Annotated in this window: 12 protein-coding genes; 4 read left to right on the forward strand and 8 right to left on the reverse strand. The window is 66.1% G+C overall.

Annotation, left to right across the window (positions count from 1 at the left end):
- Window positions 1–147 precede the first annotated feature (147 nt).
- Both ACFX59_RS16475 and ACFX59_RS16480 read right to left on the reverse strand, forming a co-directional pair.
- The gene (locus tag ACFX59_RS16475) at window positions 148–1,239 is read right to left on the reverse strand and encodes a lactonase family protein (RefSeq protein WP_387433799.1); all 1,092 of its coding nucleotides are present in this window, start codon (window positions 1,237–1,239) and stop codon (window positions 148–150) included.
- 96 nt (window positions 1,240–1,335) lie between these two features.
- Window positions 1,336–3,816 (reverse strand): alkaline phosphatase PhoX, encoded by a 2,481-nt coding sequence (locus ACFX59_RS16480; RefSeq protein ID WP_387433801.1) that lies wholly within the window; start codon window positions 3,814–3,816, stop codon window positions 1,336–1,338.
- Window positions 3,817–4,258: 442 nt separating this feature from the next.
- On the opposite strand from ACFX59_RS16480, the gene rplJ reads away from it, so the two are divergent.
- Complete coding sequence (gene rplJ / locus ACFX59_RS16485) at window positions 4,259–4,780, forward strand: 50S ribosomal protein L10 (RefSeq protein ID WP_007403805.1); 522 nt, start codon at window positions 4,259–4,261, stop codon at window positions 4,778–4,780.
- A 70-nt stretch (window positions 4,781–4,850) separates the two neighbouring features.
- On the forward strand, window positions 4,851–5,225 hold the full coding sequence (gene rplL, locus ACFX59_RS16490; RefSeq protein ID WP_007403895.1) for a 50S ribosomal protein L7/L12: 375 nt from the start codon (window positions 4,851–4,853) through the stop codon (window positions 5,223–5,225).
- Window positions 5,226–5,323: 98 nt separating this feature from the next.
- On the opposite strand, the gene ACFX59_RS16495 is transcribed toward rplL, so the two are convergent.
- Complete coding sequence (locus ACFX59_RS16495; RefSeq protein ID WP_387433804.1) at window positions 5,324–7,072, reverse strand: hypothetical protein; 1,749 nt, start codon at window positions 7,070–7,072, stop codon at window positions 5,324–5,326.
- Window positions 7,073–7,354: 282 nt separating this feature from the next.
- Here ACFX59_RS16495 and ACFX59_RS16500 point away from each other — a divergent pair, with 282 nt between their 5' ends.
- Window positions 7,355–7,789, forward strand: coding sequence for a DUF4440 domain-containing protein (locus tag ACFX59_RS16500; protein ID WP_387433806.1), 435 nt, complete (start codon window positions 7,355–7,357; stop codon window positions 7,787–7,789).
- 533 nt (window positions 7,790–8,322) lie between these two features.
- Here ACFX59_RS16500 and ACFX59_RS16505 read toward each other — a convergent pair.
- The 3 genes from ACFX59_RS16505 to rpoB form a co-directional block, all read right to left on the reverse strand.
- Window positions 8,323–8,502: a hypothetical protein gene (locus tag ACFX59_RS16505; protein ID WP_307102675.1), complete on the reverse strand. Its 180-nt coding sequence runs from the start codon at window positions 8,500–8,502 to the stop codon at window positions 8,323–8,325.
- Between the two features lie 269 nt (window positions 8,503–8,771).
- Window positions 8,772–13,058 carry a DNA-directed RNA polymerase subunit beta' gene (rpoC, locus tag ACFX59_RS16510; protein ID WP_309692420.1) on the reverse strand — a complete coding sequence of 1,429 codons (4,287 nt, stop codon included), beginning with the start codon at window positions 13,056–13,058 and terminating at the stop codon, window positions 8,772–8,774.
- Window positions 13,059–13,141: 83 nt separating this feature from the next.
- Window positions 13,142–17,320, reverse strand: a complete 4,179-nt coding sequence (gene rpoB, locus ACFX59_RS16515) for a DNA-directed RNA polymerase subunit beta (RefSeq protein ID WP_387433809.1) — start codon at window positions 17,318–17,320, stop codon at window positions 13,142–13,144.
- A 398-nt stretch (window positions 17,321–17,718) separates the two neighbouring features.
- Between rpoB and ACFX59_RS16520 the strand changes: the two genes are divergently transcribed.
- Window positions 17,719–18,954 (forward strand): hypothetical protein, encoded by a 1,236-nt coding sequence (locus tag ACFX59_RS16520; protein WP_387433812.1) that lies wholly within the window; start codon window positions 17,719–17,721, stop codon window positions 18,952–18,954.
- 94 nt (window positions 18,955–19,048) lie between these two features.
- On the opposite strand, the gene ACFX59_RS16525 is transcribed toward ACFX59_RS16520, so the two are convergent.
- The gene (locus ACFX59_RS16525) at window positions 19,049–19,822 is read right to left on the reverse strand and encodes a metallophosphoesterase (protein ID WP_307102667.1); all 774 of its coding nucleotides are present in this window, start codon (window positions 19,820–19,822) and stop codon (window positions 19,049–19,051) included.
- A gap of 28 nt (window positions 19,823–19,850) precedes the next feature.
- Entirely contained in the window at window positions 19,851–20,939 is a 1,089-nt protein-coding gene (locus tag ACFX59_RS16530) for a catalase family protein (protein WP_387433815.1), read from the reverse strand.
- Between the last annotated feature and the right edge of the window lie 23 nt (window positions 20,940–20,962).

Consider the following 20,962-nt stretch of genomic DNA (forward strand, 5'->3'; position numbering starts at 1 on the left):
GAGCGCCCACCCCTCACCCAGCTCCGACTAAGCCTTTGCTCTCGCAAAGACCAAGTCTGCGCAACCCTCTCCCCTCTACGAGGGGCGAGGGAAGGAAAGGCATCGCGGAATGGCGATCCACTCAAGAACGGGGTTGGGGTGCGCCCCTCAAACCTCGGCGAGGAAGACCACGCCCGGAATGGCGATGCTCCGGCCGGTGGCGGTCAGGCGGCCGTCCTTGCCGATCTGGAAGGCGTTCACCATAGCCGAACGCTCGTTCGCGACCAGCATCTCGCCCCGCCTCTCGCGCAGCAGGAAGAAGCGCGGCCAGTCGCCGCCGGTCGGGACATGCTGGACCGGCTCGGGATCGCCCTTGGCGTTCAGGCGGAAGACGGTGATGCTGTTCGCTCCGCGATTGGAGACATAGAGCGTCCGCCCCGCCCGATCGATCGCGATATGCGCCGCATAGGAGGGTGTGGCCGTGCCCTCGGCCAGCAGCGCCCGTTCGCCCGCCGTGCGGAAACGCCCCTCGGGCAGCGCGTCGAGGACGAACAGCCGGGGCTGCAACTCGCAGGCGACATAGGCGCGCGGCAGGGTCGGGTGGCGGACCATGTGGCGCGGCCCCGCCCCTGCCGGGGCCTGCCAGCCGATGACCGGCTCGGCGAGCGTCCGCGCGGCGGGGTCGAAGCGATAGGCGAAGATCGCATCCGCCCCCAGATCGATAGCGTGCAGCCAGCGCCGGTCGGGGCTGAACCCCACCCAATGCGCATGCGGCCCCGCCTGCCGCTCGGCATTGGGGCCGTGACCCCGATGGCGAAAGACCTGCGCCTCGCCCGGCGCGCCGGTCCGCCGGTCGAGCCGATAGAAGGCGACCGAGCCGCTGGAATAATTGGCGACCGCCAGACAGGCGGAGGACCGGTCGAGCGCGACATGGCAGGGATCGGCCCCGCCGGTCGACGCCCCGCCCCGCGACGCCCAGCCGGGGCCATAGCCGGTGACACGCCCTTCGGCCTGCTCCCGCAACAGGTAGAAGGCGCCGCCCGGCCCGTTGCCCACGCCGTAAGAGGCGTTGATGATCCCCGCCACCGGCGGTCCCACACGGCCATCGACGATCGGATAGAGGCCCCGGCCCCCTTCATTGGCATAGGTGCCCGCGATCAGCCTGTCGCGGCCCGGCACCTGCGCCAGCACCGGCCCGATCGCCGTCCCCAGCCCGATCGCGGCCGCGCCCGCCATCACCTCGCGCCGTGTCGTCGTCATGCCGCCCCTCCCTTGTCCGCCAGCCCTTGAACGCGAAAGGGGGCGGGAAGGCAATCACTTCCCGCCCCCTCATGGGGTCACGATGCGACCAGCCGATCAGATCGCGACGACGCCGCCGTCATTCTTGGTGATGACGATCGTGGCCGAGCGCGGGCGGATCGTCGCGGCCGCGCTGCCGCTCTGGCTGTCGGGCCAGTTGCTGGTCGGTGCGGCGACGCTGCTGGCGTCCTCGCCCGGATGCTGGATGTTGACGAAGACCGAGGTGCCGTCCGGCGTCGAGTGGATGCCGGTGATCTCGCATTGTTTCGGGCCGACCAGGAAGCGCTTCAGCGTGACGCCGGGCGCCTTGCCGATCCGGGTGGTGACGGTCGCGCTCGCCCCGCCCGCGCTGCTGGTGACCGAACGCGTGCCGCCATCGCCGACCCGGCCGGGGATCGCGGCCAGCATCATGCAGTTGGTGACGTCGGTGAAGGCGCCGTCATCGGTCTGGATCCACATCACCGGCGTCTGCTGCCCCGCGACATTGCTCGGCAGGCTGAACCACAGGCCGTCGGGCGACGAGAAGTCGTTGGTCGCGTCCAGCCCCGACAGGTTGATGTTCGTCGCATCCAGGTCCGCCCCCGCCCCAAAGGCATAGACGTCCCAGGTGAAGCTGGTCGCCTCGGTCGTGTCGTTCGTCTCGCGGATACGGATGATATGGCCGTTGCGGTTGCCGACCGAGGTCGAGGGCGGATCGACATAGGCGCGCGGATTGGCCGCATCGACCCCGGTCAGGCTGCCCGAGGCGACCGGGCGGCGCGAGGCGTTGTTGGTCAGCGTGCAATACATCTCGCCGGTCGCCGGATTGACCGCGGTCCACTCCGGCCGGTCCATCTTGGTCGCGCCCAGCGCATCGCCCGCCAGCCGCGTGTTGATCAGGACATCGGCCTGGTCGGCGAAGGGATAGACGCTGTTCGAGGCGGTCAGCCCGTTCTGCCCGAACACCAGCGGCATCCACGTGCCGGTGCCGTCCGCATTGAACTTGGCGACATAGAGCGTGCCGTTGTCGAGATATTTGTCGCCCACCGCCAGACGGTCGCTGGCGCTGGCGTCCGAGGCGCTCCACGGCGTGGCCGAGACGAACTTGTAGATATATTCGTTCTGCGCATCGTCGCCCATGTAGAAGGCGGGGCGGACCCCCGCGATCATCCGGCCGCTCTGGCAGCCTTCATGGTTCATGCGGCCGAGCGCGGTGCGCTTGCGCGGGGTCGAGCTGGGGTTGAACGGATCGATCTCGACCACCCAGCCGAACTGGAACGGCTCGTGCCGGAAATCGGCGGTGCCGTCCGCCGCCAGCGCGGCATTGGCCGTGACGTTCCAGCGGCGGAAGACCGTGCTGGACGAATCCGACGGCGTGACGGTCGTCCAGCCATAATTGCCCGAGCGCCCCTCACCGATGCCATAGCGGGCGAGCGAGACATTCTGCTTGGGCGTCGTGGCGGCGCGCACCGCCGCATCGCCGCTGGTGCGCCGGAAATAGCCCGCCCAATTCTCTTCGTTGGTCAGGTACGTGTTCCACGCCATCGTGCCGTTGGCGCAGTTGTTGATCGTACCGCGCCCGCCGGTGCCATCGGTCGAATAGGCGGTCTTCAGCCAGGCATTACCCTTTACCGGGCCGCTGAACGCCATCGGCGTGTTGGGGGTGATGCGACGGTTCAGCGCCGAATTCTGAACATAGGCCCAGCTGCCGTTGGTGCGGGTGACCTCGACCACCGAGACGCCGTGGCACTCGATCTCCTTGATCGCCTCCGATTCGGGGCGCGGCGACGGCGTGGGGCCGTTGGCATGGAGATAGAGCTGGGTGATATTCTCGTGATTCAGGACGAGCAGCCCGCGCGTGCTGTTGGTCGGATCGGGGTTCGCCCCGCTGGCGGCGAGGCCGAAATAGCTCATGCCGTCATGATGGTCGCCCGCACGCTGCGCGAAATTGCTGTCGGTGCCGTTATTGGCCGCCGCCGCCACGCCCGAGGCGATCGGATCGCCCAGACGATAGAGGACGCTGACGCTATAGCCCGAGGGCACCGTCACCACGTCGGCCAGACTGTGCGGGACGGCGGTGAAATCGAGCGCGATCGGCGTCACCGTGATCGTCACGCTGTTGTTGGTGACCAGGCCGTCGCGGCTGGTGATCTCCAGCTTGAACGCCAGCTGGGTCGCGGTCGCCACGGCGGGTGCGCGGAACGTGGCGACGAGCTGGTTGGCGTTGGTCAGCGTGACCGAGGGGCCCGCCGTCTGGCTCCAGTTGACATTGGCGACCTGGCCGCTGCTCACCGTGCCGGTCAGCGTGACCAAGCGGCCCGCCGCGACGCTGGCGGTACTGCCCGCCGCCGTGGCGGTGACGCCCTGCGGATTCTCGTCGTCACAGCCCGCCAGCAACATGCCGCCGAACAGCGCGGTGGTCATCGCCGACACCCCGTGGCGCAGCGTCTGGCGGCGCGACAGGCGGGTGGCGATCAGCTCGCTCATATGCATGTTGGTCGAGCGGTTGGTATCGACGTCACCATCATCATAGGCGACCATGCTATTGATATCGGACATGGAATTTCCCCCGATACCGCGTCGGGAAAGATGCGCGGCCTCGCGCCGGGCTTTGCCGCGCAACCAAGTCACACAGGCTTCACTTCCGCGTCATGACGGTGACATCGCCATGACTCCTAGATGACGCTTGCTTCATCATGCCAGCCTGCTTGACTCCCCATGACGATCGGCCTAAGGGCAGCCCCGCATCCGGATGGGCTTGCCCGTTCGGATTCCGTCCTAGACAGCAGGTGCCGGGGAATATGCCCTGGCTTAATGGCCTGCCGAGACGGGGAAAAGGATTTTGCCGGTCGTGCCACTCGCTGGTTCCGTCCGGTCTGCCCCGCGTTTCTCACGCGTCGGTTGCCCATTCCCCATCGCTGGACACCCCGAGGGGTGGTCACACCCCCCGGTCAAGCAACCGGGATGACCGTTCGCGGTCGTTCCAACCATGGAGAATGGCATGGATCGCGATCAAAAGACCCAGGCCGTCGCCGAACTGAACCGCAACTTCAACGAGGTTGGCGTGGTGGTCATCACCCGCAACCACGGCATGACCGTCGCCCAGTCGACGGCCCTGCGCACGAAGATGCGGGAAGCCGGCGCGACCTACAAGGTCTCGAAGAACCGGCTTGCCAAGATCGCAGCCCAGGGCACCGACTATGCCGGTGTCGCTGACATGCTGACGGGTCCCGTCGGCATCGCCAGCTCGATCGATCCCGTGGCCGCCGCCAAGGTGGCCGTGGAATTCGCCAAGACGACCGACAAGTTCGAGATCGTCGGCGGATCGATGGGTGCGAACGTCCTTGATGTCGCAGGCGTGCAGGCGCTGGCGACTCTGCCCTCGCTGGACGAGCTCCGGGCGAAGCTGGTTGGTCTCATCGTGGCGCCTGCCACGAAGCTGGCCACCATCACCCAGGCTCCCGCGGCGCAGATCGCCCGCGTCCTCGCGGCTTATGCCGACAAGGACAAGGAAGCCGCCTGATCTTCGGGCGAATACGATTTGAACTGACACACTCGGGCCATTTTAGACGGCCCGTATTGGAGATAAGATCATGGCAGACCTGAACGCGCTGGTTGACCAGCTGAGCGAGCTGACCGTCCTCGAGGCCGCTGAGCTCTCGAAGATGCTCGAAGAGAAGTGGGGCGTCTCGGCCGCTGCGGCCGTTGCCGCTGCTCCTGCTGCTGGCGGCGCTGCTGCTCCGGCCGCTGAAGAGAAGACCGAGTTCGACGTGATCCTCACCGGCGACGGTGGCAAGAAGATCAACGTCATCAAGGAAGTCCGTGCGATCACCGGCCTGGGCCTGACCGAAGCCAAGGCGCTGGTCGAAGGCGCTCCGAAGCCCGTCAAGGAAGGCATTGCCAAGGACGAGGCCGAGAAGATCAAGAAGCAGCTCGAAGAAGCCGGCGCGACCGTCGAGCTCAAGTAATCGGACTGCGGGGGGCGACCCCCGCAACCGTTCGCTTGGCGAGCTAAAGAAAGGGCGGCCCCTTTGCGGGGGTCGCCCTTTTTCTTTGGCCCAGATCCCTATCCCGCCATCCGGCTCCACGGCCGCGCGGACCGCATGTCCAGCCGACAGACATGCCGCAGCCCATGCGCCCGGACATAGGTCCGTGCCCGCGCATCATAATCGGCCGCCTTTGGATCGGCGAAATGCCAGTCGGGCGGATTGAAGGTCGAGAAGCCGTTGATCGTCGGCACCCGCCACCGCTCCGCCAGGAACATCGCATCGACATTGTGCGGATAGAGCGCGTTGAGTTCGGCATTGATATAGAGCGGCTCGTTCACCCGCGTCGCGACGACGTAGAAGACCGCGCAGTCGCGGGGCGGCACGGGAATGGCCGCCAGCGCGTCGTGATGGACGGCATGGCTGATCTGGTTGGGCGTCTCCGCGCTCAGATTCTCGGCTACCAGCAAGGCGACGATCCCCGCCAGCCACCAGGGACGCGTGCCCCCCAGCCGCGCCGCCTGCTCGCGCCACGCCGCCAGGACGATCAGCAGGAACGGCAGGCTCAGCCATAGTTGATAGCGCGATACGGTGCGCAGCCCCTTGGCCCCCGGCACCAGCCAGAAGACGAGGTTCCAGGGCGACGCCACCCAGAATTGCAGCGTCAGCGCCCAGGCGACGATCATCGCCAGCGCAAAGGCACGCCACGCCACCGGCGCCTCCCCCGCGATCCCGATCCGCCGCCGCACCACGATCCGCCACGCCGCGACGAGCAGCAGCGCGCACAGCAACGGCGGGAACCCCGCCTCATGCTCGCCGCCCAGCACCCGCCCCGGCAATAGCGGGTCGTCGGGGAACAGCGCGTGCAGCAGCGCGAACAGCGGTCGGAAGAGCCAGCCCCACAGATAATTGCCCGGCCCGACATTGATCATGTCGACCCCCGGCGTCACCAGATAGCCGAGCATCTCATAATAGCCCTCGCCCCCCGTCTCACGCAGCTTGGGCAGATACACGGCCAGGAAGGGCAGGATCAGCACGACAAAGGCACCGCCGCCCCAGGCCAGCGTCCCGCCATGTCGCCGGACCAGCCCGGCCAGCGCGGCGGGCCTGGCGTTCCCGCTCAGCATCGCCCAGCAGAGCACGAACAGACAGGCGGAAAAGATGGTGAACCAGGCCATGTAATAGGAGGTCAGCAGCCACGCCGCCATCAGCGCCGCCAGCGCAACCGCCCGCCACCGCGCAGCGATGCGATCGCCGCGTCCCTCGGCGCGGACACAGCCTATCGCCAGGATCATCGCCACCGGCAGCAGCGCGACGCTCTGCAACTGGGCATGGACGGCCTGGAGGTGAATGTTGCTGGCGATGCTCAAGAGCAGCGCCACCAGCAGCGCGCTCCCCCGCCCCCAGCCCAGCGTCCGCTTCACCAGATGATAGGCGGCCGCGAACCCGATCGTCTTGAAGGTCAGGATGTTGAGCGTGTCGGCATGGAACGGGTCCGCGACCAGCCGCCAGACCGAATAGGACAGGCCATAGAGGAAATAGCCGTCATTATAGCCGAGCGAGCCGCTATAGGGATGGAAGTAGAAGGCCGCATCCCAGGGCGACACGCCCGACAGGACATTGCGCCAATGTTCGAGAATGGTCATCTCGATCAGTGCGTCCCCCCGCTCGCCAAAGCCCAGATCGAAACCGCTCGCGATCACCGTGCGAAAGAAGATCGCCATGGCCAGCGCATAGGTGGCCACCCAGGCCATCACGCCGCCCGAAGCCGGGGCCCATGACGGGAAGGGAAGCGAAACGCGGGCGTCATGCGGGCGGGAAAGGGCCATGGCTGCCGCCTATGGCCAGCCCGAGCCCCTGTCGAGCCTTCGCCCGCCGTCGCGCCAAGCCCCATTCCCGCCGCGCGCGCCCAGCCGCCATATTCCTTGTGTTTGCCCAAAGACTTAATCAGCGACCGCGGGTTTCCTCCAAGTCCACCGACTCTCGTTTTCGACGACAATAGAGTGACCTGGCTGTCGGTGTCGGGCACCGGGGAATCGCCAATCCTTCCGCATCTTGCGCCGATGCCCGATATCGGTTGTGATGCCGGACCGGATGAGAGGGGGATCGCAATGAACATTCTGGCCTTGGGACTGGCCGTCGCGGGAATCGGCATGACACCGACGGCCTCCGCCCAGGAGGCGCCGCTACGCCACTTGGTCGACCGCTTCGAGACGGCGCGGAGCCGGTTCGACCCCGCTGCACTGGCCGACACGCTGGCCCCCGATTATGAGGAAATCTCGCCGATCGGCGATGTCGATTCCCGCGCCCAGGTGCTGGGCTTTTATACGCCGACCGCCAAGACCCCGGTGCCACCCATCACGACCGATGACGTCGTCGTCAGGGCGCAGGGTCCGGTCGCGCTCGTCACAGCCAGGCGATCGATCACCTTTCCCAACGGCACGACCCGCGCAGTTCGAGCCCGCTATGTCGCGCGACGGGATCGCGGCCAGTGGCGACTGATCTCCACGCAATATACGCCGATCCCGCCCGCCAGAACGCCCTGACCGGGCGATGGCCATAGGGGCTCCGTGCGCCGAGTTCCAGGCGAGAAACATGCCAGGAGATCGCCGGGGGTGGGGAGCCTCCGCAAGCGTGGGGTTCGCGGCAATGCCCCGCCCAACCTAAAGGGGCTCGCGTCGACTCAACTTCATATCGTCATGTCCCAGGTCGTATCACCATTCCGCCCCGCCTACCCTTTCCCCTCCGTGATGCGAGAGGGTTGCGAAGACTAGGCGGGACCGACGTTCGCGATTTCCTCTTCCCTCTCCCCTGGACAGGGGAGAGGGTTAGCGGAGCTTGCCAGCCTGCTGGCTAGCGCAGCTTGGGTGAGGGGTTGAGCGAGCCCAAAGGCTCGCGCGCTCGCGGAGCGAGCACCCACCCCTCACCCAGCTCCGACTAAGCCTTTGCTTTCGCAAAGACCAAGTCTGCGCAACCCTCTCCCCTCTGCGAGGGGCGAGGGAAGGAAAGGCATCGCTGAATGGCGATCGGCCCCCTTAGCCCTTGGGGAAAAAAGGGGGCCCCGCAGGCCCCCTTTTCGTTACTCCGCTGCTTCGATCACCTCGCCATGGGCGGGCTGGTTATAGGCGCGATCCAGATAGTGGTTCGCGATGATGTAATGGGCTCGAACCGCAGCGGGGTGGGTCGCTTTCTGGGCCAGTTCGAGTTCGGTTTCGGCACGCTGGTAGAAATAGTCTTCGTCAATCTCGGGGGACGTCATTTCAGGTCTCCGGGGTCCCATCGGCACGCCAACAACCCGCGCGCGTCCGGGATCTTCTCCAATATTCGTATATGGTTGGGAGGGCATTTCGGTTCCCGTATCCGGCTCTACGCACCCTCCATTCGGCGCAAATCCGGGACTTTCGTCGCGTCGGCCTCTCGATCAGCCACGCATCCGCGTCAACGATAAACCCGATCGGCGGCGTTCCAAAAAAAGCCGCCGCCCGGTTGCCCGGACGGCGGCCCTTTGTTTCCAATCCGTTAGCCGGATCAGTCGTTCAGATACTCACCGGCATCCGCATCAGTGCCGTGACCCGAAGGCGCGACCTCGGCGAGCGGGTCATTGCCCGTGCCGACGTCTTCGCGCGGCGAACGGGCGTTTTCCGCCGCCCGCTGCTCGGCCGCGCTGACCGGCGCGACGATCGCCTCGGCCAGCTTGCGCTGCTGCGCGCGGAGTGCGGCATCGCGGCTGGAGGCCGCCACGCGCAGGCGGTTCATGCCCGCACCGGTACCCGCCGGGATCAGGCGGCCGACGATGACATTCTCCTTCAGGCCCATCAGCGTGTCCTGCTTGCCCTGGACCGCCGCCTCGGTGAGGACGCGGGTGGTCTCCTGGAACGACGCCGCCGAGATGAAGCTGCGGGTCTGCAGCGACGCCTTGGTGATGCCGAGCAGGACGGGCTTGCCCTGCGCACGGACCTGGTTGGCGTCGAGCTTGTCGTTGATCGCGTCCATTTCCTCGCGATCGACCTGCTCGCCCTTCAGCAGCGTGGTGTCGCCGCCGTCGGTGATCTCGACCTTCTGCAGCATCTGACGAACGATCGTCTCGATGTGCTTGTCGTTGATCTTCACGCCCTGGAGACGGTAGACTTCCTGGATTTCGCTGACCAGATATTCGGCCAGCGGCTCCACGCCCATCGTTTCCAGAATGTCGTGCGGATCGGGCGAGCCGCCGATCAGGTTGTCGCCACGCTTGACGTAGTCGCCTTCCTGAACGTCGATCACCTTCGACTTGGGCACCAGATACTCGACGACCTCGCCGCCATCCTCGGGCTGGATGCCGATCTTGCGCTTCGCCTTATAGTCCTTGCCGAACACGACACGACCCGAGACCTTGGCGATGATCGCCGAGTCCTTGGGAACGCGTGCCTCGAACAGCTCGGCGACGCGCGGCAGACCGCCGGTGATGTCGCGGGTCTTGGCCGACTCGCGAGCGACACGGGCCAGAACGTCACCGCCCTGCACCTGCGCCCCGTCCTCGACCGAGAGCGTCGCACCCGGTGCCAGCATGTAGCGACCGGCCTCGCCCGAATTGTCGTCGAGCAGGGTCATGCGCGGACGCAGATCCTCCTTCGACTTGGTCGAGGCGCGGTACTCGGTGACGACGCGCTGGGCGATACCCGTGGCTTCGTCGACCTGCTCGGTCAGCGTCTTGCCCTCGATCAGGTCTTGGAACTTCACCGTACCGGGGTTTTCGGTGATCACCGGCATGGTGAACGGGTCCCACTCAGCCATGCGGTCGCCCTTCGACACGATGTGACCATCGTCGAACAGGACGTACGCACCGTAAGGGATACGATCCACCGACAGCTCGCGGCCGTCCATGTCGACGATCGCGATCTCACCCGAACGGCTCAGCACCACGCGGCGGCCACGCTGGTCGACGATCAGACGCAGGTCGCGGAACTGGACGACACCGTCCACCGCCGCTTCCAAGTTGGACTGCTCGTTCAGCTGCGCCGCGCCACCGATGTGGAAGGTGCGCATGGTCAGCTGCGTGCCCGGCTCACCGATCGACTGCGCCGCGATGACGCCGACCGCTTCGCCGATGTTCACCGGCGTACCGCGGGCGAGGTCACGGCCATAGCATTTGCCGCAGACGCCGACCTTCGATTCGCAGACCAGCGGGCTGCGGATCTTGACCGACTGGGTGTTCGCCGCCTCGATCTTCGCCACCATCGGCTCGTCGAGCAGGACGCCCGATGCGATGATCACTTCGCCGGTCTTGGCGTTGACGATGTCCTCGGCCGTGGTGCGGCCCAGGATACGCTCGCCGAGCGAGGCAATGGTCGAACCGCCCTGCACGATCGCCTTCATCTCCAGGGCGCGGGTCGTGCCGCAATCCTCTTCGATGATGACGCAGTCTTGGCTGACGTCGACCAGACGGCGGGTCAGGTAACCCGAGTTCGCCGTCTTCAGTGCCGTGTCGGCCAGGCCCTTACGCGCGCCGTGGGTCGAGTTGAAATATTCAAGAACGGTCAGACCTTCCTTGAAGTTCGAGATGATCGGCGTTTCGATGATCTCGCCCGACGGCTTGGCCATCAGGCCGCGCATGCCCGCCAGCTGCTTGATCTGGGCGGGGCTACCACGCGCACCCGAGTGGGCCATCATGTAGATCGAGTTGATCGGCTTTTCGCGGCCCTCCATCGGGCCGTCCTCGTAATGCCGGACCGCCTTGATCTCGTTCATCATCGAGTTCGCGACCTGGTCGCCGCAACGGCTCCAGGCGTCGATCACCTTGTTGTACTTCTCCTGCTGCGTGATCAGGCCGTCCTGATATTGCTGCTCGAAGTCCTTCACCTGCTCACGCGTCTCGTCGACCAGACGATCCTTGTCCGGCGCGATGATCATGTCGTCCTTGCCGAACGAGATGCCGGCGCGGAACGCGTGACGGAAGCCCAGCGCCATGATCGCGTCGGCGAACAGCACGGTCTCCTTCTGGCCGGTGTGACGATACACCTCGTCGATCACCTCGCCGACGTCCTTCTTGGTCAGGACGCGGTTGACGATGTCGAAGGGCACCTTGTGGCTCTTGGGCAGGCACTCGCCCAGCAGCATGCGACCCGGCGTGGTCTCATAACGCTTGAGATACTGGTTGCCCTGCTCATCGGTTTGCGGAACGCGGCTGATGATCTTGGTGTGCAGCGTCACGGCACCGGCGAAGAGGGCCTGATGGACCTCCTCCATGTCCGCCAGCATCATGCCCTCGCCCGGTTCCTTCTGCTTTTCGAGCGAGAGGTAATACAGGCCCAGCACCATGTCCTGTGACGGCACGATGATCGGCTTGCCGTTGGCGGGCGACAGGATGTTGTTGGTCGACATCATCAGGACGCGCGCTTCCAGCTGCGCTTCCAGCGACAGCGGAACGTGAACGGCCATCTGGTCGCCGTCGAAGTCGGCGTTGAACGCCGAGCAGACCAGCGGGTGAAGCTGGATCGCCTTGCCCTCGATCAGCACCGGCTCGAACGCCTGGATGCCCAGACGGTGGAGCGTCGGCGCGCGGTTCAGCATGACCGGGTGCTCGCGGATCACCTCGTCCAGGATGTCCCAGACTTCCTTGCGCTCCTTCTCGACCCACTTTTTGGCCTGCTTCAGGGTCATCGACAGACCCTTGGCGTCCAGACGGGCATAGATGAACGGCTTGAACAGCTCGAGCGCCATCTTCTTGGGCAGGCCGCACTGGTGCAGCTTGAGTTCCGGACCGGTCACGATGACCGAACGGCCCGAATAGTCGACGCGCTTGCCGAGCAGGTTCTGACGGAAGCGGCCCTGCTTGCCCTTCAGCATGTCGGACAGCGACTTCAGCGGACGCTTGTTGGCGCCCGTGATCGTGCGACCGCGACGGCCATTGTCGAACAGCGCGTCGACCGCTTCCTGCAACATGCGCTTTTCGTTGCGGACGATGATGTCCGGCGCACGCAGCTCCATCAGGCGCTTCAGGCGGTTGTTGCGGTTGATGACGCGGCGATACAGGTCGTTCAGGTCCGAGGTCGCGAAGCGGCCACCGTCCAGCGGCACCAGCGGGCGCAGCTCGGGCGGAATGACCGGGATCACTTCTAGGATCATCCATTCGGGACGGTTGCCCGATTCGATGAAGCTCTCGACGACCTTCAGGCGCTTGATGATCTTCTTGGGCTTCAGCTCCGACTTGGTCGTCGCCAGCTCTTCCAGAAGCTGCACGCGCTCGCCCTCGAGGTCGAGGCTCTCGAGCATGATGCGGACCGCCTCGGCGCCGATACCGGCGGAGAAGGCGTCCTCGCCATATTCATCCTGCGCGTCGAGCAGTTCGTCCTCGGTGAGAAGCTGATACTTCTCCAGCGGGGTCAGGCCCGGCTCGATGACGATATAGGCTTCGAAGTACAGCACGCGCTCGAGCTGCTTGAGCTGCATGTCGAGGAGCAGACCGATGCGCGACGGCAGCGATTTCAGGAACCAGATATGCGCGACGGGGGCGGCCAGTTCGATATGGCCCATCCGCTCGCGGCGGACCTTCGACACCGTGACTTCGACACCGCACTTCTCGCAGACGATGCCCTTGTACTTCATGCGCTTGTACTTGCCGCACAAGCATTCGTAATCCTTGATCGGACCGAAGATGCGCGCGCAGAACAGGCCGTCACGTTCCGGCTTGAACGTGCGATAGTTGATCGTCTCGGGCTTCTTGATCTCGCCGAACGACCAGGAACGGATCTTGTCGGGCGACGCGATGCCGATCTGAATCTGGTCGAAGGTTTCCGGCTTGGCCACCGGATTGGCGAAGTTGGTCAGTTCGTTCATTTTGCTTTCCTCACAGGGAGGGAAAATTCATCGGGCGAGCGAGAAGGCGCCGGCGGGGCGGGTGGCCCCACCGGCTCCGTTTCTTACTCCGCCGCCTCGGCCAGACCGTCGTCCTGGGCGTCTTCCATCGACTTGAGGTCGACGTTGAGACCCAGCGAGCGCATTTCCTTGACCAGCACGTTGAAGCTCTCCGGAATGCCCGCCTCGAAGGTGTCGTCGCCCTTGACGATCGCTTCGTAGACCTTGGTGCGGCCGACCACGTCGTCCGACTTCACCGTCAGCATTTCCTGGAGCGTGTACGCCGCGCCATAAGCCTGCAGCGCCCACACTTCCATCTCACCGAAGCGCTGGCCACCGAACTGCGCCTTACCGCCCAGCGGCTGCTGGGTGACGAGGCTGTACGGCCCGATCGAACGCGCGTGGATCTTGTCGTCGACCAGGTGGTGGAGCTTCAGCATGTAGATGATGCCCACGGTCACCTTGCGGTCGAACTGATCGCCGGTGCGCCCGTCGAACAGGTCCGACTGGCCCGAGGTGTGGAGACCCGCCAGCTCCAGCATCTCCGACACGTCGCTCTCGCGCGCGCCGTCGAACACCGGGGTCCCCATCGGCACGCCGGTGCGGATGTTCTGGACCAGCTCGGCCACTTCCTCGTCGTCACGGTTCTGGATGTCTTCGGCATAGTGATCGCCGTAGATTTCCACGAGCCGCGACTTGACCGCTTCCGGCACTGCGCCCGGCTTGGCGTCGGGGTTGGCTTCGCGCCAATCCTCGAGCTGCGCCGCGACCTGCATACCCAGGTTGCGCGCCGCCCAGCCCAGGTGGGTCTCGAAGATCTGACCGACGTTCATGCGCGACGGCACGCCCAGCGGGTTCAGCACGAGATCGACCGGGGTACCGTCCGCGAGGAAGGGCATATCCTCCTGCGGCAGGATGCGGCTGATGACGCCCTTGTTGCCGTGACGGCCGGCCATCTTGTCGCCCGGCTGCAGCTTGCGCTTCACCGCGACGAAGACCTTGACCATCTTCAGCACGCCCGGCGGCAGTTCGTCACCACGCTCCAGCTTGTCGCGGCGGTCATGGAACTTGTCCGTGATCCGCTTGGCGGCTTCGTCATACTGCGCCTTGACCGCTTCCAGATCGCTCTGGCGCGCGTCGTCGGCGACGGCGAACTTCCACCATTCGTGACGATCGACCGATTCCAGCACCTCGGCATCGATGACGATGCCCTTCTTCACGCCCTTGGGCGCGGCGGTGGCGGTCTGGTCGAGCAGCATCTCGCGCAGGCGGCTCCAGGTCGCCCGGTTGAGGATCGTGCGCTCGTCGTCGGCGTCCTTCTTCAGACGCTCGATCTCCTCGCGCTCGATCGCCATCGCGCGCTCGTCCTTGTCGATGCCGTGACGATTGAAGACGCGGACGTCGACGATCGTACCGGCGACGCCCGGCGGCAGGCGGAGCGAGGTGTCGCGCACGTCGCTGGCCTTTTCACCGAAGATCGCACGGAGGAGCTTTTCTTCCGGCGTCATCGGCGATTCGCCCTTCGGCGTGATCTTGCCGACCAGGATGTCGCCCGGCTCCACCTCGGCCCCGACATAGACGATGCCCGCCTCGTCGAGGTTGCGCAGCGCCTCTTCACCCACGTTCGGAATGTCGCGGGTGATGTCTTCCGGCCCGAGCTTGGTGTCGCGCGCCATGACTTCGAACTCGTCGATATGGATCGACGTGAACACGTCGTCCTTCACGATCCGCTCGGAGATGAGGATCGAATCCTCATAGTTATAGCCGTTCCAGGGCATGAACGCGACGAGCGCGTTGCGGCCCAGCGCCAGCTCGCCGAACTCGGTCGAGGGGCCGTCGGCGATCACGTCGCCCGCCCGCACGACGTCGCCCACCTTCACCAGCGGACGCTGGTTGATGCAGGTCGACTGGTTCGAACGCTGGAACTTCATCAGCGTGTAGATGTCGACGCCCGACTTGCCCGCATCGACCTCTCCGGTCGCGCGAACCACGATGCGGCTCGCATCGACCTGGTCGACGATACCGGCGCGCTTCGCCGCGATCGCCGCGCCCGAGTCGCGGGCCACCGTCTCTTCCATGCCGGTGCCGACGAAGGGCGCTTCCGCCTTCACCAGCGGCACGGCCTGACGCTGCATGTTCGAGCCCATGAGCGCGCGGTTGGCGTCGTCATTTTCCAGGAACGGAATGAGCGAGGCGGCGACCGAGACGAGCTGCTTCGGCGACACGTCCATCAGGGTGATCTGATCGGGCAGCGCCATCAGGAACTCGCCCGCCTGACGCGCCGAGACCAGATCCTCGGTGAAGCGGTTGTCCGCATCCGTCGCGGCCGAAGCCTGTGCGACGGTGTGCTTCTGCTCCTCCATCGCCGACAGGTACACGACCTCGTCGGTCACGCGGCCGTCGATCACCTTGCGGTACGGCGTCTCGATGAAGCCATACTTGTTGACGCGGGCGAAGGTCGACAGCGAGTTGATCAGACCGATGTTCGGGCCTTCCGGCGTTTCAATCGGGCAGATACGGCCATAATGGGTCGGGTGAACGTCGCGGACTTCGAAGCCCGCACGCTCACGCGTCAGACCGCCCGGCCCAAGCGCCGAGACGCGACGCTTGTGCGTCACTTCGGACAGCGGGTTGGTCTGATCCATGAACTGCGACAGCTGCGACGAACCGAAGAACTCGCGCACCGCGGCGACCGCGGGCTTGGCGTTGATCAGGTCGTTCGGCATCACCGTCGACACGTCGACCGACGACATGCGCTCCTTGACCGCACGCTCCATACGCAGCAGGCCGACGCGATACTGGTTCTCCAGCAGCTCGCCCACCGAACGCACGCGGCGGTTGCCGAGATTGTCGATATCGTCGATTTCGCCCTTGCCGTCCTTCAGGTCGACCAGCGTCTTGACGACCGCCAGAATGTCCTCGGTGCGCAGCGTCGTCACCGTGTCCGGGCAGTCGAGGTCGAGGCGCATGTTCAGCTTGACGCGACCCACGGCCGACAGGTCGTAGCGATCGGGATCGAAGAACAGGCCTGCGAACAGCGCTTCCGCCGTCTCCAGCGTCGGCGGCTCGCCGGGGCGCATGACGCGGTAGATGTCCGACAGCGCCTGCTCGCGCTCTTCGGCCTTGTCCGCCTTCAGCGTGTTGCGGATCCACGGACCCGTGGCGACATGGTCGATGTCGAGCAGCTCGATCGTGTCGACGCCCGCCTTGTCCAGCGCTTCGAGATTCTCGGCGCTGATCTCGTCACCGGCCTCGACATAGATTTCGCCGGTCTGCTCGTTGATCAGGTCATAGGCCGAGTAACGACCGAAGATTTCCTCGGTCGGGATCAGCAGCTGGGTCAGGCCGTCCTTGGCCGCCTTGTTGGCGGCGCGCGGCGAAATCTTCTGACCGGCGGGGAACACGACCTCGCCCGAGTTCGCATCGACGATGTCGAACATCGGCTTGGCGCCGCGCCAGTTCTCGGCCTGGAACGGGATCTTCCAGCCGCCGTCGCCGCGAACGAAGGTCAGGCGGTTGTAGAAATAGTTGAGGATCTCTTCCGAGTTCATGCCCAGCGCATAGAGCAGCGCCGTCACCGGCAGCTTGCGCTTGCGGTCGATACGGACGTTGACGATGTCCTTGGCGTCGAACTCGAAGTCCAGCCACGAGCCGCGATACGGGATCACGCGCGCGGCGAACAGATACTTTCCGCTCGCATGCGTCTTGCCGCGGTCATGGTCGAACAGCACGCCCGGCGAACGGTGCATCTGGCTGACGATGACGCGCTCGGTGCCGTTGATGAAGAAGGTGCCGTTCTCCGTCATCAGGGGCATGTCGCCCATGTAGACGTCCTGCTCCTTGATATCGATGACCGACTTGGCTTCGGTGTCGGGATCGACCTCGAACGCGGTCAGTCGCAGGGTGACGCGCATCGGCGCGGCATAGGTGATGCCACGCTGGCGACATTCCTCGACGTCGAACTTGGGATCCTCGAGGACGTAATCGTCGAAATCGAGATACGCCGTCCCGGCGAAATCCTGGATCGGGAAGACGCTGCGCAGCGTCTTTTCCAGCCCGGAGACATGGCCCCGCGACTTGTCCGAACGGAGGAACTGTTCGTAGCTTTCGCGCTGAACCTCGATCAGGTTCGGCATCTGCACCACTTCGTGGATGTCGCCGAACACCTTGCGGATACGCCGCTTGGCGGTGCCGCCATCGCCCTTGCGCGGGGCGGAGCCGCTGTCGATCGCCTTGGTTGCCATGGGTCTGTCTGCCTCGTCAGCCGTCAATTCGCTGCCCGGATGCCTCCGGACGGGACGCAACATCGGACGCCGAAAGGCCGCTCGCATTCGCATGCGGCGGCATCCGGCGTCCGTTGAACCAGCAATCTTCCATTCGACCGACACGCTGCGCGAAGGCGCATCATTTCCCGAAGATTGTGGTGGATGATTGCCATATAGGGACGGACACCCGAACTGTCCAGCCGCCGCACGCCACAAGGGCGGGAAAGTTCCGGCCCCGGCGCGCTCTGCCATATATTGGCCGCATATCGCGCTACACAAGGGGTTGCATCCGCCGGGCCTACCGGGCACGGCTATATGGTCGGGTCGATGGCTCAGGCGGCCGGTGAAGATTGTAGTTACCACGAGGAATGCAGTTGATGACATCGTCCGGGCCGCGTCGCATCGCGCGCCTTCTTGCCCTGACGCTGGCGCCGGTGCTTGCCCCGATGCTCGCCAGCCCCGTCCTCGCCCAGACCACCACGCAGGACAGTGACGCCGCGGGCCGTTCCTCCGGCGGGCTGGACGGATTCAGCCTGACGCCGCGCGCATCCTCGCCCCAATCCACCCAGACCCCGGTGCCGACGCCGCCCACGCCGCGCCTGGTCCTGCCCGGCCAGTCCACGCCCGAGGCGACGCCGACGCCGACCCCGCGTGCGACCCCGGCCCCCCGGCCGACGCCGCGCCCCGCGCCCGCACCGTCGCCGACCCCGACGCCCACCCCGGCCGCCGAGCCGACGCCGCTGCCCTCGCCCGAGCCGCCCGCGACGCGCCTGCCCGATCCCGAGACGCCGATGGTCGACCGGACCGAATCGATGGACGGCATGACGATCGGCAATGGCCAGTCCCCGGCCATCGTCGCGCCGGGCACCACCGCGCCCGAACAGGTCGACACGGATCGCGCCCTGCCCTTCTGGCCGCTGCTGATCGGCACCGGGCTGGCGGCCTTGCTGATCGGAATCTGGCTGGGTCGGCGCAGCCGCCCCGCGCGCGCGCTCCCCGCGCCGTCGCCCCGCCCCGAACCCGCCGCCGAGCCGGTGGCGACGCGTTCGGCGGCGCCTGACCCGCGCCCCGCCCCCGCCACACCTACGCCCGAGCCGGTCACCCCCCCGGCGCTGCCGCCGCTGCCGCCCGAGCCCAGCTTCCTGGCGGTCGAGGCCAAGCCGCTGCGCGTCGGGCTCAACATGCTGTCGGCGACGATCGAGGCGGAGGTGACGGTCCGCAACACCGGCGCGACGCCGATCGGGCGGGTCGCGGTCGATCTGCGGCTGCTCAGCGCGCATGCCGGGCTGGACGAGCAGCTGGTCGAACTCGCCTATCAGCCGCAGGGACGGCCGGTGGTCCCGCCCTTCGCGCTGGCGCCAGGCGAGAGCCGGACGGTCCGCGGGGTCACCGCGCTGCCGCGCGAGGCGATCCATGTGATCGATGCGGCGGGCCGCCCGATGTTCGTGCCCATCCTGGCCGCCGCCGCGCATACCGACTGGGGTGTGGCGCGCTGCACCTATGCGGTCGGGCTGGCGCGGGCGGATTCGACCAAGCTGTCGCCGATCTGGCTCGACCAGCCGGGGCGGATGTACGACCAGATCGCGGCGCGGCCGCATGTGATGCGGGGGTGATTTCCGGCGAGGTCGGGGCGTGGGCTTCGACTTCGCTCAGCCCGAACGGCTGTCGGCGCAAGGGCCGCGCCCCGACTTCACCCGGGCGGACCGATCACCCCGCCCGCATATCCTCGGTAATGACATGCGGCGGGGCTTCGTCCAGGCTGCGGACCAGCGTTTCGAACCCCAACCCCTCGATCCGCAGCTCGTTGAAGGCGGGCGGCGTCTTGCGCGTCCGCTTGGACAGGGTGCCCGCGCCGATCATCCGGATGATCCGGCCATCGCGGTCGATCGGCACGTCGAACGGGTCATGGACATGCCCGCTCAGCACCGCATGCGCGCCCGCCGCCGCAAGCTGGGTCAGCGCGACATCGCCATTGCGGGTCTTGGCGGTGCCCTTGGTCGGCCCTTCGATCAACGGATGGTGCGCCGCGACCAGGATCAGGTGATCCTTGGGCGCCTGCTCGATCAGCGCCAGCGCGCGGCGCAGCGACCCCGTGCTGACCCGCCCCTTGGACCAGTTCCACCGCCACTGGGCGCGCGCCGTGGTCTTGAGCGGCACCACGGTCACGCCGGGCAGGTCGAGCGGCTTCTCGATCATCCGCTCGACCGCCGCATAGCGCTGATAGGGCGCGAACAACCGCCGGAACGGGTCCCAATAATAGGGGATGTCGTGATTGCCGACCTCGACCGTCACCGGCACGCCGAGCGATTGCAGCCACGCGCCGCCCGCCTGGAACTCGCGCTTGGTCGCGCGCATGGTCAGGTCGCCGGTCATGATGACGGCATCGGGCTTTTCCACCGCCACGCGCTCGGCGAACCAGGCGAGCGCGGCGGGGTCCTCGGCACCGAAATGCACGTCGCTGACATGAAACAGGCGGATCATGCGGCCCGTCCTAGCCTGCGCGCGCCCGTCACGGCAACTCGGCCATGGCACGCGGTTCGTGCATCGGGCAGCCATTCACCCGGCCACGATACTCGGCGGAGAAGCGGTACGTGTCCTTGCGCGCACGGTTGATATTGCCCAGCGGCCGGTGCGCCGCCAGCCCGTGCCAGATGCTGTAGGACAGCGTATCGTCGATCGCATTCGTCTCGCCGTCACGCCAGCTGATCTGCGGTTCGGCGGTGAAGGTCGCGACGGTGACATAGGGGCTGTCCGCCTCGCTCCACTCGACGGTCGCATCCTCGATCGGCATGGCATCGAGATCGCGGTTGAGCTGGACCCGCAACTCCCACTGGCCGCCCTGCTCGATCATCACCTCGCGCACCACCTCGCGCAGCGCATCGGGACGGTCATGGGTGTCGACCGTGTCGCCGGTCAGTTGGGTCAGCGCGGGGCTGACCGGGAATAGCGCGAACTTGGCGATATGGTCGCCATAGCGGAACGGCGTCTGGCTGTAATAGGTCTCGCCCAGCGGGTGGACCTGCTTGGCCCCGCCCAGCGTCTGGAGCGTCGCGCTCTCGATCCCGACCGTCTCCAGCGTCGCCTCGATTCCGCGCAGGATGCCGGACAGCAGTTTCTTGCCGCCTTCGAACCTGTCGGTGGTGGAGGCCAGCATCTTCAGATTCTTGGCAAAGGCATCCGCCGTCGGTGCGGTGAAGACCGACGCATTGGCCATCACGAAATCCTGGGTCGCATCGCCCTCCGAACCGGGCAGCCGCTCGCCCTCGACCCCGATCACCTTCAGCGCCAGTCCGCGCGGAAGGCCGATCGCATCGTCCAATATGTCCCCCGGATTGGTCGAGATGCGCGCCACCGCCTCATATTCGCCCGGCGTCGCGAACAGCCCCTGCGCCAGTTCGGCGGGAAGGGCGTCGTGGATCTTCAGCTTACCCCGGATGATGCCATGCGCCTTGGCATGGACGGCGCGGACGCCGTGACCATAGTCCCTGGACGTGGTGTCGAGGATATGCGCGAAGGATTGTTTCATCTGGTCGACGGTTTCGCCTTCATCGGGCTTCACGTCTTCGACCTGGGGGGTGAATGCGACGGGGGTCTTCATCGGGGGGATCTCCCTGTGGGTCC

It is taken from the genome of Sphingomonas sp. NCPPB 2930, from assembly GCF_042867205.1.
Classification (GTDB): domain Bacteria; phylum Pseudomonadota; class Alphaproteobacteria; order Sphingomonadales; family Sphingomonadaceae; genus Sphingomonas.

Excerpts from the sequence above, each read along its gene's own strand:
- ACFX59_RS16475 (WP_387433799.1), bottom strand. The coding sequence starts at position 1,239 with ATGACGACGACACGGCGCGAGGTGATGGCGGGCGCGGCCGCGATCGGG.
- ACFX59_RS16480 (WP_387433801.1), bottom strand. The coding sequence starts at position 3,816 with ATGTCCGATATCAATAGCATGGTCGCCTATGATGATGGTGACGTCGAT.
- rplJ (WP_007403805.1), top strand. The coding sequence starts at position 4,259 with ATGGATCGCGATCAAAAGACCCAGGCCGTCGCCGAACTGAACCGCAAC.
- rplL (WP_007403895.1), top strand. The coding sequence starts at position 4,851 with ATGGCAGACCTGAACGCGCTGGTTGACCAGCTGAGCGAGCTGACCGTC.
- ACFX59_RS16495 (WP_387433804.1), bottom strand. The coding sequence starts at position 7,072 with ATGGCCCTTTCCCGCCCGCATGACGCCCGCGTTTCGCTTCCCTTCCCG.
- ACFX59_RS16500 (WP_387433806.1), top strand. The coding sequence starts at position 7,355 with ATGAACATTCTGGCCTTGGGACTGGCCGTCGCGGGAATCGGCATGACA.
- ACFX59_RS16505 (WP_307102675.1), bottom strand. The coding sequence starts at position 8,502 with ATGACGTCCCCCGAGATTGACGAAGACTATTTCTACCAGCGTGCCGAA.
- rpoC (WP_309692420.1), bottom strand. The coding sequence starts at position 13,058 with ATGAACGAACTGACCAACTTCGCCAATCCGGTGGCCAAGCCGGAAACC.
- rpoB (WP_387433809.1), bottom strand. The coding sequence starts at position 17,320 with ATGGCAACCAAGGCGATCGACAGCGGCTCCGCCCCGCGCAAGGGCGAT.
- ACFX59_RS16520 (WP_387433812.1), top strand. The coding sequence starts at position 17,719 with ATGACATCGTCCGGGCCGCGTCGCATCGCGCGCCTTCTTGCCCTGACG.
- ACFX59_RS16525 (WP_307102667.1), bottom strand. The coding sequence starts at position 19,822 with ATGATCCGCCTGTTTCATGTCAGCGACGTGCATTTCGGTGCCGAGGAC.
- ACFX59_RS16530 (WP_387433815.1), bottom strand. The coding sequence starts at position 20,939 with ATGAAGACCCCCGTCGCATTCACCCCCCAGGTCGAAGACGTGAAGCCC.